A 14,702-nucleotide genomic window follows, 5' to 3' on the forward strand; every position below is an offset into this window, starting at 1 on the left:
GCGCACGACGCTGTCATGTCATCAACCAGCGCCGCGGCGACTTTTCTCCGGCCCGGTCACTATGTCCGCCCTGCCTGCTACTGCACACGTCGTGCCCCGCTCGGCCGGGGACCGCCCCCCGATACGACGTCAGCCCCGCGGGTTGGTCGTGTCGCGGAGGGTGGTGAGGACGGGGGTGTACATGCGCGCCTTGATGGTTCCGAGGGTGTCGCCGGCCTTGCTCGCGTGGGCCTGGGCGAGTTCGAGGGCGGCGGTGCGCAGGGCGCTCTCGTCCACGGCCTGATCGACGATTCCGGCAGCGGCGGCTTCCTGGCCGCCGAAACGGCGGGCGGAGACCATGGCGTGGTGGGCCGTCTGCGGGGTCAGCCGGGCCTGGATGAGTGCGGACATGCCGGGAGTGAAGGGGATGTTGATGTCTGCCTCGGGCAGGCACCAGAAGCCCCGGTCGGCGCGCATGAGACGGAAGTCGTGGGCCAGGGAGAACATCGCTCCGGCGGCGAACGTGTGTCCCTGCAGCGCGGCGACGCTGACCAGCGGGAGGGACAGGAACCTGGCGAACAGACCGTGGACGGAGATGACGTAGTCCAGGTGCTCGTCGCTGTGCTCGGCGAGCCATTCGAGATCGAGTCCGTTGGAGTAGAACTTCCCGGTCGCAGCGGTCACCAGGGCGCGGGGTCCTTGCGACTTCTCCACCTCGTCGAGGGCTGCGTGGACCGCAGCGATCCAGTCGGGGTGGAAGCGGTTCTCCCCGTCACCGAGGTGGAGGACGAAGACGGCGTCGTGGCGGTCGAGCGTGGGCATGAGGGCTCCTCGGAGAGGTTTCGTGAGGTAGGGCAGATGGGCGGGGGGGGTTGGGTCCGCTGGGCGCAGACCGGGGCTGCGGGCTGTCACCTTCCGGTGAAGCCGGCGATCGGCGCTGGAGTGACGGTGATGCCTCTGGCATGCGTCTGTCCGCCGCTGGAGCGGAAGTCAGCGGGGAAGTGGTCGCCGGGCCCGGTGGCGCAGGGTGGCCATGGCCAGCAGGCCCAGCGCCGAGGTCGCACCGGCGAGGAGAATGCCGGTGAGGGCCGGCGCCCCGGGACACGCGGACGCTTGGATCCAGCGGATGGTGAAGTTGGTGGATGCCGCCACCGGGAAGCTGAAGATCCACAGGCCCGGATGGAACGAGGGCTGGCGCAGCTCGGGCAGGAGGAGGACGACGATGAGGACGGTGAAGAGCAGGGTCCCGGCGAAGCCGTAGCCGACGGCGTCGAAGACGCCCTTGTGAGCGGCGGTCCAGGCGATTCCGCCGGTCGCCGGTGGGATGGTCAGGACGGTGAGGGCTGGGCGAGCGGGCCCGGGCAGGGGTCCGCCGGTGACGAGGCCGCCGAGGATGACGGTGCCGAAGGCGAGCCAGTACAGCAGCCCCACCGCGAAGGCGGCGTCGGCGACGCCGGGCAGTCTGAGGGTGGAGGCGACGGCGCTGGCGACGAAGGGTGCGGAGGAGACGGGCAGCAGGTAGCCCGGGTGCAGAGCGGTGGTGCTCAGGGTGCCCGTGAGCCAGTGGGCGAGCAGGCGGGCGGCGACGAAGGCGGCCAGGATGAGGAACACCGCGTAGACCCAACGTGCCCAGGTGAGCTCCAACCGGGAGAAGTGTCCTGTGATCAGCATCCCGATGAGGGGGACATACCCGAGGGTGAAGCCGTCGCCGGGATGGCGCAGGTGCTGACGGAGGTTGTGCCAGCGGGTCCCGCCATGGCGCAGGTACTGGGCCAGCAGCACCAGCCAGATGAGTCCGCTGACGGTGAACAGCGCGTCGCTGACCTGGAGAGCGGGCGGAAAGGTGGGTGCCGCCGCCTGCCAGGCTCCGCCGAGTCCGGCGGTGCCGAGGGAGACGGACAGGAGCCTGATCCGTGCGGCGCGAGTCGCATGCGGATCGTCGACGTGGGGGACGATGTCGGCGGCTGGGCGCGCAGGCCGGCTGCCGCAAGGGGCCGGGCTGGTGTGCTCTGTCGTGTCGACCGTTTCGGTCATGGGGAACCTCAAGGGGATTGCCAGGGGCGGGGGCCTTGACTCGCCTGCCCGCCGGCGTGGCGTGGTCAGGCGTCCATGTCGAGGACGACGCGGAAGCGGGCCTTGCCCGAGAGCATCCGCTCGTAGGCGTCCATGGCGTGGGTGAAGGGCATGGTCTCGGTGGCCGGGCGGATGCCGTGGGCGAGGCTGAAGGCGAGGTTGTCCTCGTTCTGGATCGACGATCCGGTCAGGCTGCCGACGATGCGGCGGGTGCCGAAGATCAGGTCAGCCGTGGCGACCGTCAGCGGGTCGGGGGCAGCGCCGACGACCACCAGCGTGCCGCCCGGGGCCAGTCCGCGGACCAGGGGGTTCATGGACGAACCGCTGGATGCCGTGGCGACGATGACCGACGCGCCGCCCAGGTCGGCAAGCGCCGTGCCGGGGTCGGTGAGGGTGCTGTCGATGTACTCGTGGGCACCCAGCTGCCTGGCGAGTTGCTCCTTCTCCTGGCCCCGGGCGATGGCGGCGACCCGGTGTCCGAGGCTGCGTGCGTACTGCAGGGCCAGGTGGCCCAGCCCGCCGATCCCCTGTACGGCGACCAGGGCGCCGGCGCGGGTGGGGGCCTGCTGGATCGCGGTGAGGGTGGTCAGTCCGGCGCACAGCAGCGGAGCTGCCTCGACGGCGGGCATGCCGTCCGGGATGCGCACCAGTCCGCTTGCGCGGGCGTAGGCCACCTCCGCGTATCCGCCGTCGACGGTCGTTCCGGTCTGTTCCTGGTCGAGGCAGTTGACGAAGTCGCCCCGGCGGCACGGTTCGCACTCCCAGCAGTGCCCGCTCAGGAAGCCGACGCCGACGCGGTCGCCGGGCCTCCAGGCGGTGACGCCCGCGCCCACGGCATCGATCACGCCGACGATCTCGTGGCCGGGGACGACGGGCCGTGACGGGTCGGTGCGCAGTCCTTCCACGGCCAGCACGTCGGAGTGGCAGACACCGCACGCCTCCACTCTGAGCCGGACGTGTCCGGGCTCGGGCTCGACGAGCTCGCGCTCGACGAGCCGGAGCTGGTGGACACCGGCGGCCTCGAAGGCTCGGTAGGTGGACATGACGTATCTCCTCGGTGCTGCCTCTGCCGACTCGGGGAGGGCCGAGAGCTCGGGGCGGGGACTATTCAATATGACCGGTCGTTTCAATATGACCGGTCGCTTTACAGTTAGTCAAGGAGCGAGGGGGCGTGGGTCACGAGGTGTCGTGGGCGGCAGCCGCTCCCCCTCGTTTGACCTGCGGTAAGGCGACCGGACATATTGACATCCGAGGTGGTGGTGAGGATGGCACGCGCGTCCAAGCGCGAGGAGATCGCGCAGGCAGCCCTGGAGCAGTTCCGCACGAGGGGCTTCCATGCCACGGGCATCAGCGACATCACCTCGGCGGCCGGGGCTCCCAAGGGCTCGTTCTACAACCACTTCGCCAGCAAGGAGGAGAGCGCCCTCGAGGCGCTGAGCCGCTACGCCGCCGGGTTGCGGTTCGACCTGCTCGACACGCCCGGACGGCCTCCGCTGGAGCGGCTTCGGGCGCACTTCGAGTTCCTGGGGAAGGACACGGTCGCCCGCGGCTTCGCCCGTGGTTGCCTGGTGGGCAACCTGGGCGCGGAGGTGGCGGACCACTCCGAGGACATCCGCTCCGCCGTCCAGGGTGGCTTCCAGCGGTGGGCCGCGCACATCCGGCGGGTGCTCGCCGAAGCCCAGGAAGCGGGTGAGCTGGACGCCGCTCTTGACGCCGAGGAGGCCGCGCTGTTCATCCTCAGCGCCTGGGAGGGCACGCTGATCGCGGCCCGGGCCGACAAGTCCTCCGCTCCCTTCGACGCCTTCTTCCGCATGGTCTTCGGCGTCCTCCTGCGCTGATCGTGGCCGGCCGCTGAAGACTCGTAGGCGGGTCCAGGCCGTCTTCCCGTCGTTGGTCCAACGGATCCCACTCGCGCACGCGTGAGGCGGGCGCGAGTGGGATGCCAGGCCCCGGACCTCGCCCTGCTGCTCGTACAGCGATGGGAACCGGAGCGCTCGCCGAAGCGCCCACCTGGGACATTCGCTCAGGGATTCCTCGGACGGTTACACGACCTGCGGAAATCCTTGAGGTCGCAACGGAGGCAACTCCAACGCGTCTCGGAGCGCGAGGGAGCGGCGCGCAGGAGCGAGGAGCAGGCTGGATGGGGGAGGTGGGTGCCGTGGCGCACAACGAAGCCATTTCGCCTGTCGAGGGTGCGGCAGTACTGGAAGCTCTGTTCCGCCAGTCCCCGAATGGCCTGATGGTCCTGGACACGGAGCTGCGGATTCTACGGATCAACGTCAACACCTCCGTCCTGCACGCAGGGCCCCCTGAACAGATCGTGGGCCGGCGCTTCGCCGACGTATACGACCTCTCCGCGCCCGATGAGGTCGAGGCGATGCTGCACGGCGTGCTGCACAGCGGCGAGCCGGCACGGGGGCGACTGGTGGGAGTGCGTCCGAAGGGCGCGCCGGGGCCGGAGTACCAGTTCTCCGTCTCGGTATCTCGTCTTGAAGACGCGCAGGGGAGGATCTTGGGGGCGCTGGCGGAAATCCTCGATGTCACCGAACGCGAAAAGGTACGTGCCCGTCTGCGCGTCCTCGGCTCGGTGCGCGAGCGCGTGGGACAGACCCTGGACGTCGTGGCCACCTGCGAGGAACTGGTGCGGGAGGTGGTGCCGGATCTTGCCGACATCGCCGTGGTGGAGGTGGTGGACGCAGTGGTGCGTGGCGAGGAACCTCCGCCGAGTCCTCTCGGGCGGGAGGTACCGCTGCGCCGTGCCGCCTTCGCCCGCAGTGGCGGCGAGGAGCAGGTTCAGGCACATCCGGTGGGTGACGTGCGCGCTCTGCCCTTCCCGACGCCTTATGCGCAGACGTTGAGCGACCTCAAGCCCCGCCTCGTCGCCCTGGGCCCCGAAACGCCCTGGCTGGCGGCCGTCCCGCAACGCACCGAGGCGATCCGCGCCTCCGGGGCCCACAGCCTCATCACCACACCCCTGACGCTGCGGGGAACCGTCCTGGGACTGATGAGCCTCTACCGCACCGACCAGGGAGACGTCTACGACCAGGGCGATGTCACCCTCGCCGTCGCAGTGGCCGCTCACACCGCGCTGTGCATCGACAACGCCCGCCGCTACACCCGCGAACACACCATCGCCCTGACGATCCAGCGCCACCTGCTGCTTCCCCACGCTGCGACGCGGACCACCGTGGAAACCGCGCACCTGCACGTGCCCTCCGAGGTGGGCGGAGGCAGCGGGTTCGACACCTTCGCCCTCTCCGGCGGCCGTACCGCACTGGTGGTCGGTGAAGTGGCCGGCCAAGGCATCCACGCGGCCACCACCCTGGGACAGATACGGACCGCCACGCACTCCCTGGCCGCGCTCGACCTGGAGCCCGACGAACTGATCGCCCGCCTCAACGACACCGCCGTCAGCCTGGCCGACGAACGCGCGGCGCTGCCGCCCGGCGACCCCATGCCGCTCACGGGAAGCTGCGCGTACGCGGTCTACGACCCGCTCGCCCAGACCTGCACCATCGCCCTGGCCGGCCACCCCCCACCCGTCGTCGCCCATCCCGACGGGAGCACCGAGACCCCTCCCCTGCCGAGCGGACCTCCCCTGGGCAGTACCGAAGGACCCCCCTTCGCCGCCACCACGGTTCCTGTCGCCGACGGCAGCGTCCTCGCCTTCTACACCCCGTCCCTCCTGCACGCCTCCCAGTCCCCGGAGACCCTCCAACGGGTGCTCGCCCACACCGACCGGCCACTGCAGGACCTGTGCGACGACGTGCTCTACCGGCTGCGGAACGACACCCGCCACGGAGACGTCATCCTCCTCCTCGCGCGCACCCACGCATTCCCCGCGGACCAGGTCGCCGCATGGCATCTCGACCACCACCCCAAGGCCGTCGCCACGGCGCGCACCCAGACCCAACACCAGCTCACCCATTGGGGAGTGGACGACGAAACCGCCTACATCACGGAAATGATCGTCAGCGAACTGGTCACCAACGCCGTCCGCTACGGCACCCCACCGCTGCGGTTGCGGCTCATCAAGGACCGCACGCTCACCTGCGAAGTCCACGACGGCAATGCCCTCGCGCCACGGCTGCGCCACGCGAAGACCATCGACGAAGGCGGGCGCGGCTTGTTCATCATCGCCCAACTCGCACAGAACTGGGGCGTCCGGTACTCCCTCGACGGCAAGACCGTCTGGGCCGAGCAGACTCTCCCGCCCCCGACCTCGCCCGGTCCCCAACAGCGGTCATAGCAACACCGAGGTCCGGCTGATCGTCGTCGGTCTCCGTCGCGCCGGGCATGGTGATCAGCGGGCCGGGACCGGGAAGAGCATGCAACTGCTGGTGGCGTGGGCCAGGAGCCGGTCGCCGGAGTCACGGAGCTCCGCCTGGGCGAGGGCGGTGCGGCGGCCGCTGTTGAGGACGGTGCCGATGGCGCGGACCTTGCCGGTGTCGACGGTGATCGGGCGCAGGAATTTCAACGTCAGGTCGAGCGAGGTGTATCCCATGCCCTGGGGCAGTACGGACTGCACCGCGCAGCCGGCCGCCGAGTCGAGGAGCGTGGCGTAGACGCCGCCGTGGACGCTGCCGATCGGGTTGTAGTGTTCCTCGCCCGGCACCAGGACGAAGACCGCCCGGCCGTGCTCGGCCTCCTCCAAGGTGAAGCCCAGAGTGGCGGCGATCGGCGGGGCGGGCAGTCGCCCGGCCAGGATCTCACGGAGGAAGTCGAGACCGCTGTGGTGAGGGACGGCGTCGGCGGAAACGGCAGGGTCTTCCCAGCCGAACACGCGTGATCTGTGGATGGCCGCCCCTGTCTCACCGGTCGCGTCGGCGCGCAAGGACTTCTTCGACGTTTCGGACATGCGGCAGCTCCTCAGGGACGTGTGTTGTCGGTGTACCGTGCCGAGCCGGTCGGCCATGGCAGGGGCGGCCCACTTCTGCGGTGGAATCGTCCTGCGGGGTGCTCCAGTCGTCGCCGGCTTCAGGGGCTGTCCTGGCCGACGCGGATGAGACCCGGGCCGGCATCGACGAACGAGTCCCCGATCGGCACGTCGTGGCCGTTGTCGCAGCGGAGCACCGCGTGCACCGGGGCGCCACACTTCTCGTGGCGTACGACCACGGGGGGCCCTTGTTCGTCGGCGGCCCACCTGTCGCCCCATTGCCGGAGCGCCACGATGACGGCCCGGAAGTCCCGCCCCTTCTGGGTGAGTTGATAGGCGTACCGGGTCCGCTGGCCGGGTTCCTGGTAGGGGACGCGCTCCAGGAGACCGGCGGCGGTCAGTTCTTTCAGGCGCGCCGCGGCGGCGGGTTCGCCGATGCCCACACGCTTGGCGAAGTCGTCGAACCGGCGGGTGCCGAAGAACGCCTCGCGCATGATCAGCAGCGCCGTCCTGTTGCCGACGATCTCCAGGGTCCTGGCGATGGAGCAGTTGGCCATGGACCAGGCGTCCCGTTCGTCCAGTAGATCCGTCATCTCTCCACCCTCCACCTGGCTTGCCTCATGCAAAGTCAGCCTATACCGTCGTAGCTGACTTCTTCAATCATTAGTCAGGTGGGGTGTGCGCATCCCGAGGAAGGAATCATGGACATCAGCACAGCAACCGTCCTGGTCACCGGCGCCAACCGCGGGCTCGGCAGGGCGCTCGCCCAGGAACTGCTCGCGCGCGGCGCCACGGTGTACGGGGCAGCGCGCCGACCGGACCAGATCGATCTGCCCGGCGTGAAAGCGATACGGCTCGACGTCACCGACCCCGCCTCGATCGCCGCGGCTGCCGAGGAGGCCCGTGATGTCACGGTGCTGATCAACAACGCGGGCAGTTCCACGGGCGCCGATCCGCTGACCGGCGACTGGGACGCCGTCCGCCTGGAGGTGGAGACCCACTACCTGGGCACCCTCGGCGTGATCCGGGCTTTCGCCCCGGTGATCGAGTCCCAGGGCGGCGGCGCCATCCTCAACATCCTGTCCGTGCTGTCCTGGATCAGCTTTCCCGCCGTCGGCGCCTACGCAGCCGCGAAGTCCGCGGAGTGGAGCCTGACCAACGCGCTGCGCCAGCAGCTCGCGCCCCGGGGCATCACCGTGTCCGGACTCCACGTCGGCTACATGGACACCGACATGGCCCGCCATGTCGACGGGCCCAAGACCCACCCGGCGGACGTCGCCCGCGCGGCCGCCGACGGCATTGCCTCCGGAGCTGCCGAGATCGTCGTCGACGACCGCAGCCGCCAGGTCCAGGCCGACCTGTCCGGTGGCGTCGCCGCTCTCTACCCGCAGCTCGGCTGAGACGAGGACACCGTGACTCCGACTCCTTCCCCCGCCCCCGGCCGGCTCAAGCCGACCGGCGGGCAAACCGGTCTCCGGCCCTTGCCGAACCAGCCCTCCCGGCTCGCTGCCACCGTCACGCTCATCGCGATGTGCCTGGGCGCCATGACGACCTTTCTGCTGATCACCGCATCGGTGTCGGCGCTCTCCGCCATCCAGGACGACCTGCACGTCTCCCCGACCGGCCTCGTCTGGATCCCCTCCGCGTACACCCTGCTGGTGGCCAGTCTGGTGATGTCCGCGGGCACCATCGGCAACCTCTACGGCCGCAGGCGCACCTTCGTCGCCGGCGCCGCCGTCATGATCATTGGGTCACTCATCGTCTACACGGCGGCTTCGGCCGGAGGCGTCATCGCCGGCCAGCTCGTCTCCGGCCTCGGCGGCGCGCTCATCCTGCCCAACAGCCTGGCCATCCTGGGCGCCACCTTCCCCGACCCCCACCGGCGCACCGAAGTCGTCACCATCTGGGCGGCCGCCTCCGGCATCGGACTCGCCGCCGGCCCGCTGATCGCGGGCACCCTGCTGGACCACTTCCACTGGAACACGGTCTTCCTGTCGACCGCCGTCCTCGCCGTGGTCACCATGGCCGCCGCCGTCTTCGTCGCCGAATCGCGCGGCCCCGATGGCAAACTCGACATCCCCGGCCAGGTCCTGGCCGTCCTGGGCATCGCCGCCCTCGTCTACGCCCTCATCGAAGGCGGACACGACGGCTACACCAGCCCCCGCATCCTCACCGCCTGGATCATCGCGGCCGCGGCCCTGACCGGTTTCGTCCTCGTCGAGCGCGCCGGCCGCACACCCATGCTGGACATCAGCCTGTTCCGGTCGGCGTCCTTCAGCGCGGTCATGTTCGTCACGGCCGTCTCCCTGTTCGGCTTCACCGGACTGGCCATCTTGTCGGTGCTCTTTTACGAGCGCGTCCAGCACCTGTCCGCCCTGGACGTGGGATGGCGACTGCTGGCCTTCTTCGGCGTCTACGTCATCGTCAGCTATGCGACCGGACGCGTGATCCGCCGCACCGGCTTCAAGCTCCCACTGACCCTGGGCTTCCTCATCGGAGCCGCCGCCACGGCCGGACTCACCACGCTGGATCCGACCACCCCCTACGCCCGGGTCTGGTGGCTGTTCGCGCTCTTCGGAGCCGCGAGCGGGATGGTTGCCGCGCCGAGCACCGCCGCCGCCCTGGTCAGCGTCTCCCACGAACGCGCCGGCATGGCCTCCGGAGCCGTCAACGCCTTCCGCCAGATCGGATCCGTCACCGGCTCCTCCCTCCTCGGAGCACTCCTCGCCAGCCGGCTCCGGTCCCAACTGCCGACCCGGCTGGACGTCCACCACGTCCCCCGAGCAGCCTGGCCCGCCGTCGAGCACGCCGTCTCCACCGGTAGCGGTAGCCACCGGGCGGCCCCGCCGAACGTGACCGCCGCGATCGGCGACGCCTTCACCTCCGGCGTCCACGCCGGAATGACGGTCATCGCCGCCGTGTTCCTGTGCGCGGCCCTCGCCTCAGCCCTGCTGGTACACAACCGACCGCACCACACCACCGTCACGACGAACTGACGCGCAACTGTCCCGCACCCCGCTTCCCGGGCTGCCGGGCCCGCGATGCGGCAGTGCGCTCATTCAGCGCCGGGCGTGGCGGCCTGTGCGGCCGCCCGGCTGGCGGGGTGACGCGCACGCCACACAAGGAAGACCGACGAGGCGACCAGGCACCACACGGCGAGCACCACATACGGCTCGACGTGCTGGTTGTGCGGGAAGTACACGGCGTTGCGCTGGGCATTCACCGACGCGCCCGGCGGCAGGAACCGCCCCAGAAAGCCCAGGACCGGAGGGAGCAGCGGCCAGGCCACCGCACCCCCGGACGAGGGGTTGCCGAGGATGACCAGCAACAGCCACGTCGGGAGCAGTGCCCAACGGTCCAGGAAGGTGTGGAACGCGGTGAAGATCATGCCCGCCGTGATCATGGTGAAGGTGCAGATTCCCCATGACTGGACGAACGGCAGCCGCACCACACCGAGCACCCAGTCGGCCATGACGCAGATCCACAGGCCACCCAGCACGGAATAGCCGGCCGTGGCGGCGATACGCTCGGCGGGGCGCAGCGCCTGAGCATGCACCCCGAGCTGGATGGCACCGACGAAACCGAGGATGTTCGACCCCAGGGCGATGTAGAAGAGAGCCAGCCCCTGCGGGTCCGTGGCCGGAAGCGGTTTGACGTCCCTGACCTGCACCGGGATGCCGAGGGCCCGGCCCACCGCCGGGGCACTCCGGCCGAGGACCCGGGCGACCGACGCCCCCGCCGCGCTCGCCACATCGACCTCCACCCCGTCCGATCGGCGCTGCAGGATCGCGAACTCCCGCTGGGCGTCGACGGCGGCGAGGGCCCTGCCGTAGTCGGGGTACGGATGAAGGACCAACGACGTGCGGAGCGTGGTCTCCAGCGCGTTGGTGAACCGGCCGCCCGCGACCGACTTTCCCGTCACCGCGACGGGGATGCGATGCGGTACGGGATTGGCCATGGCCCAGCAGTAGGCGCCGACGAAGAGCCCGGCCAGGGCCGCGATGATCAGCGAGATCACCACCGCCGGCAGGAAACGCGACGACGTCAATCGGGGCCATCTGCCCCGTCGGGGCGGCTGAGGCGGCGCCGCCGCAGACCACCGCTCACCCATGGCCGTGATCGTATGGTGGGCGCCGTGCGGGACGCGGCTGCCGCACCGCACGCGTCACCGGCATGCCGGAATACCGCAACCGAGCGCCGGCCCATAATGGCGGTCCAGCAGGCCGGACACGCCCCTCCGCCGGACTCGGACGCCCTGCTGGGTGTCGGCAAGACGATCAGGACCCATGGGTCGAGGGCTCAGGAAGGGTTCTCCGCAGCCGGCTTTGAGTCGGAGTCGAGTCGACGGGGGCCGTCGAGGGGGTGGGCGTGGGTGTGCGGTCGGTGGAGGTGGTGGGCGCCGTAGCGTTCGATGGCCAGGAGAGCGGCGTCGTCTCCGGGTTCGTGGCCGATGTGGTTCAGCAGGTCGCGGTGGATGTGGCGGATCAGGGCTTCGGGTCCGGACGTGGGGGCGGAGGCGGCGCGCTCGGTGAGGGGGTAGAAGGCTCCTGTGGGTGAGCGGGCTTCGGTGACGCCGTCGGTGTAGAGCAGCAGCGTGTCGCCGTCGTCGAGGGTGAAGGGGTCGGCGCGGTGTCTGGGGGCGGGCAGTGCGCACATGCCCAAGGGGGGTACGGGGCGTCGTGCGTGCAGGACGGTGACCTGGCCGTCGTGCAGCAGCAGGGGCGGGGGGTGGCCCAGATTGACCATCTCGACCTGGGTGTCGTGGTCGGGGATGTCGAGCAGCAGGGCGGTGATGAAGTGCTCACCCGGATCGTGCTCGGTGTCGGCGACGTCCTCCAGGCTTCTGCAGACGCTCACCTCCAGGCCCGCGGCGAGTTCGGGCAGGGTGTCGAAACGGTGCGCGCCCTCGCGGAACGCACCCAGCACCATGGATGCCTCACCGATGGCGGCCAGCCCCTTGCCGCGGACGTCGCCGATGATCACGCGGGTGCCGCTCTCGGAGCGGGCGATCGCGAACAGGTCGCCCCCTATGCGGGTCTCGTCCTCGGCCGCCAGGTACAGCCACGCCACCCGCAGCGGCCCGATCCGGCGGCGCGGTGGCCGCAGCAGCACGAGCTGCGCCGTCTCGGCCACCGACCGTGCCCGCTTCAGCTCACGGCTGCGCCGCTCGCGCACGTGGCAGACGAAGACGACCAAGGCGGACAGCAGGGTCAGGCCGGTGATCTGCGAGAGGTGGTTGGGCGTGGTCAGTCCGCCGTGGAACACGGCGATGAGCACCTGGGCGGCCACAGCCAGTGCTCCCACGAGGGCGGTCACTCGCGGCCCGGCCAGGGAAGCGGTCAGAGCCGGCGCGATCACCAGCAAGGGGCCCAGGTGGACGTCCGGCGGGGAATGGATGTCCACCACGGTGATCACGACGATCAGCGCAAGAGGGATCGCCACCAGCCTGCGGCCCAGCTGCTGCTCCGGGAGGCGGTCCACCGGCACACGCCCCGCGCCCATACGTATCGGTATACACCCGTCTGTAGCGCATGTCCGGCTTTAGCTCCCCGGGCAGCCCGCTCGCGCAGGTCAGCAGCGTTGAGGTACTCCACGGCGGCCCGCGTATCCCGGAGGGCGGCAAGCAGGCGCTCATGCGCCACCACACCGGCGGCAGGTCCTCCGCTCAGGACGGACCGCCGCTCCGCCCGGACAATTGATCCCGGACGTCGATCCCCGGGAGCCAGGTGAGGACATACACAGATCATGCCGTTCTCGCGTAGGCGTCTCCCCGCCGTGACCAGAAGGGACCGCGGGCGCTCGTTCGCCGGCGTGGCGAGGGTGCTGTCCCCGCGCGGCGCACTGGCCGTGCACCGGGTGGACGGGGCCTTTCTCTTCGCCCTGCGCGCGGCCTTGGCCATGGGGCTGGTGGCACTGCCGATCGTGCTGGCCGGGCGGCCCGATCTGGCGGTCTACGCCATGCTGGGCTCCTTCACCACCACGTTCGGGCGCAATCTGCCCTACGGCCGCCGCGCTCGGGTGCTCGCGTTGGTCGGGGCGGCGATGACGGCGTGCGTGGGGTGCGGGGCGGCGCTGGCCGCGGTGGCGCACCCGCGGGCCGGAGCCGGTGGGATCGCGGTGGTGGCGGCGACGGCCGTCGTCGCCGGGCTGGCCAAGTTCTCCTGTGATGCCGCCCGGCTGGGCGGGTTGGGCGCGGTGCTGCTCCTCTTCTCCTTCGCGGTGGCCGCCAACGCCTCCACCGCTCCCGCCGATGTGCTCCCGAGAACCGGGCTGGCCGCCGCCGCGTCGGCGGTGGCCTGGGGACTGGCCGTGGTGGGTCGGTTCGTCCATCCGGACCGGCCTCAGCGCATCGCCGTCTCCACGGCGCTGCTCGCGCTCGCGGACCTGCTGGACGTGGGCCGGCACCGGGATGGCGGCGAAGCAGAGCGGCATCGGGCGACGGCGGCCGTCCTGCAGGCGTACCAGTCCCTCGGTCTCGCACCGCCGACGGACCTGCGGCACCGCGACCGCGAGGGGGTCTGCCTGCACCTGACGGACATGTCGTGGTGCCTGCTGATCGGCTCGGTGCGCCGGTCACCCGACGACCTCACCCCGAAGCCGGAGACCCTGCGGCAGCAGGCCCTCCTGCTCACGGACCGGCGCCGCCGGGTTCCCGAGCTGCTGCCCGAACTGGCGCCGGCGCCTGCGGCCGCGGGTGAGGGTGAGGCCGGGGAGCGCAGAGCGCTCGGGCCGCCCCCCGTGACCGCCGACACCGACGTCCGACGCGCCTCCGAGCTGATGCTGGGATGGCGCCCAGGCGGCTCCAGCCACATCTCGGTCCTGGTCATTCCGGCACTGCGGATGGCCGTGGGCACCGGCGTGGCGGGAGGGCTGGCCCTCCTTCTGGGCCTGGGGCACGGCTACTGGGCGGCGATCTCGGCAGCTGCCGTGCTGCACTCGGTCAACATCCGGACGACGGCACAACGTGCCGCCCAGCGGACGCTGGGCACCGCCGTCGGACTGCTGATCGCCCTCGGGGTGCTGGCCGCGCACCCGGGTCCCACGGTGCTCGCTGTCGCGATCATGGTTCTGGAGTTCCTGCTGGAATTCGCTGTCGTCCGCAACTACGCCCTGGGGGTCGTGTTCGTGACGCCACTGGCCCTGCTCCTGAGCGACATGGCCATCCCCGGCTCCGCCGGTGAACTGGTCCACGATCGCGTCCTCGCCAGCTTCCTGGGGATCACCATGGGCCTGGTCTGCGCGTTGCTGGTGGTCGACGACCATGCCGCTGTGCGTGTGGAAGGCGCACTGGCCGCGTGCACACAGGCGACGGAAGACGCGGAACGGGCACTGGTCCCTCACTGCGGAGCACCGCCCCCGGACATCCAGGTGCGTCTGGCGGGAGCCCTGGTGGAGTTGCGTGAAGCGGACGATGCCGCCGCCGGCGAACTGTGGCTGGCGGGCATCGACCCCGCCGAACTCGCCGCAGCGGAGCAACGCGGCTATTCGGCGCTGGAGCGACTCCTGCGCCATCGGTGGGAATGACGCGCTCCTGACCGGAGGAGCCGTGGTCCGTGCACGCGTCCGGACTGAAGTCGCGGACGTCGGCCCTGCCGACCGGGACCGCGGTGAGACCGACCGGGGCATGCACGGGATGTGGTGAGCCGCCACGGTGACCCGATGCCGCGCCGTGCCGAGCGCCACCGCCGTCGCACGGCCACGAATTCCCCGGTCGGCGTCCGGCAGGCTCATGGTGAGCACCACGGCCTGCTCGTCGGCAAGCCGCCGCACGCGC

12 protein-coding genes are annotated in these 14,702 nt (G+C 70.7%); 5 read left to right on the forward strand and 7 right to left on the reverse strand.

What is annotated here, in order from left to right; genetic code table 11:
• Window positions 1–129: 129 nt before the first annotated feature.
• From AB0D93_RS37825 to AB0D93_RS37835, 3 genes are all read right to left on the reverse strand, one after another.
• A complete protein-coding gene (locus AB0D93_RS37825; RefSeq protein WP_362130013.1) occupies window positions 130–801 on the reverse strand; it encodes an enoyl-CoA hydratase-related protein in 672 nt (223 codons plus the stop codon).
• Window positions 802–969: 168 nt separating this feature from the next.
• Window positions 970–2,013, reverse strand: coding sequence for a hypothetical protein (locus tag AB0D93_RS37830; protein ID WP_362130016.1), 1,044 nt, complete (start codon window positions 2,011–2,013; stop codon window positions 970–972).
• Window positions 2,014–2,078: 65 nt separating this feature from the next.
• The gene (locus AB0D93_RS37835; RefSeq protein ID WP_362130019.1) at window positions 2,079–3,095 is read right to left on the reverse strand and encodes an alcohol dehydrogenase catalytic domain-containing protein; all 1,017 of its coding nucleotides are present in this window, start codon (window positions 3,093–3,095) and stop codon (window positions 2,079–2,081) included.
• Between the two features lie 222 nt (window positions 3,096–3,317).
• Here AB0D93_RS37835 and AB0D93_RS37840 point away from each other — a divergent pair, with 222 nt between their 5' ends.
• Window positions 3,318–3,890, forward strand: a complete 573-nt coding sequence (locus AB0D93_RS37840) for a TetR family transcriptional regulator C-terminal domain-containing protein (protein WP_362130022.1) — start codon at window positions 3,318–3,320, stop codon at window positions 3,888–3,890.
• A gap of 302 nt (window positions 3,891–4,192) precedes the next feature.
• Complete coding sequence (locus AB0D93_RS37845) at window positions 4,193–6,301, forward strand: SpoIIE family protein phosphatase (RefSeq protein ID WP_362130025.1); 2,109 nt, start codon at window positions 4,193–4,195, stop codon at window positions 6,299–6,301.
• A gap of 54 nt (window positions 6,302–6,355) precedes the next feature.
• Here AB0D93_RS37845 and AB0D93_RS37850 read toward each other — a convergent pair whose 3' ends face one another.
• Complete coding sequence (locus AB0D93_RS37850; RefSeq protein ID WP_362130070.1) at window positions 6,356–6,850, reverse strand: PaaI family thioesterase; 495 nt, start codon at window positions 6,848–6,850, stop codon at window positions 6,356–6,358.
• Between the two features lie 179 nt (window positions 6,851–7,029).
• Window positions 7,030–7,521, reverse strand: a complete 492-nt coding sequence (locus AB0D93_RS37855) for a helix-turn-helix domain-containing protein (RefSeq protein WP_362130028.1) — start codon at window positions 7,519–7,521, stop codon at window positions 7,030–7,032.
• 108 nt (window positions 7,522–7,629) lie between these two features.
• On the opposite strand from AB0D93_RS37855, the gene AB0D93_RS37860 reads away from it, so the two are divergent.
• Together AB0D93_RS37860 and AB0D93_RS37865 are read left to right on the forward strand one after the other, a co-directional pair.
• Complete coding sequence (locus tag AB0D93_RS37860) at window positions 7,630–8,328, forward strand: SDR family oxidoreductase (protein ID WP_362130031.1); 699 nt, start codon at window positions 7,630–7,632, stop codon at window positions 8,326–8,328.
• Between the two features lie 81 nt (window positions 8,329–8,409).
• Window positions 8,410–9,924, forward strand: coding sequence for an MFS transporter (locus tag AB0D93_RS37865; RefSeq protein WP_362130034.1), 1,515 nt, complete (start codon window positions 8,410–8,412; stop codon window positions 9,922–9,924).
• A gap of 59 nt (window positions 9,925–9,983) precedes the next feature.
• Here AB0D93_RS37865 and AB0D93_RS37870 read toward each other — a convergent pair whose 3' ends face one another.
• Together AB0D93_RS37870 and AB0D93_RS37875 are read right to left on the reverse strand one after the other, a co-directional pair.
• The gene (locus tag AB0D93_RS37870; RefSeq protein WP_362130037.1) at window positions 9,984–10,949 is read right to left on the reverse strand and encodes an ABC transporter permease; all 966 of its coding nucleotides are present in this window, start codon (window positions 10,947–10,949) and stop codon (window positions 9,984–9,986) included.
• A 278-nt stretch (window positions 10,950–11,227) separates the two neighbouring features.
• Window positions 11,228–12,430, reverse strand: a complete 1,203-nt coding sequence (locus tag AB0D93_RS37875; RefSeq protein ID WP_362130040.1) for a PP2C family protein-serine/threonine phosphatase — start codon at window positions 12,428–12,430, stop codon at window positions 11,228–11,230.
• A gap of 243 nt (window positions 12,431–12,673) precedes the next feature.
• On the opposite strand from AB0D93_RS37875, the gene AB0D93_RS37880 reads away from it, so the two are divergent.
• Complete coding sequence (locus AB0D93_RS37880) at window positions 12,674–14,452, forward strand: FUSC family protein (RefSeq protein ID WP_362130043.1); 1,779 nt, start codon at window positions 12,674–12,676, stop codon at window positions 14,450–14,452.
• The last annotated feature ends 250 nt before the right edge of the window (window positions 14,453–14,702 follow it).

The sequence above is a fragment of the Streptomyces sp. NPDC048191 genome (genome assembly GCF_040652655.1).
Classification (GTDB): Bacteria; Actinomycetota; Actinomycetes; order Streptomycetales; family Streptomycetaceae; genus Streptomyces.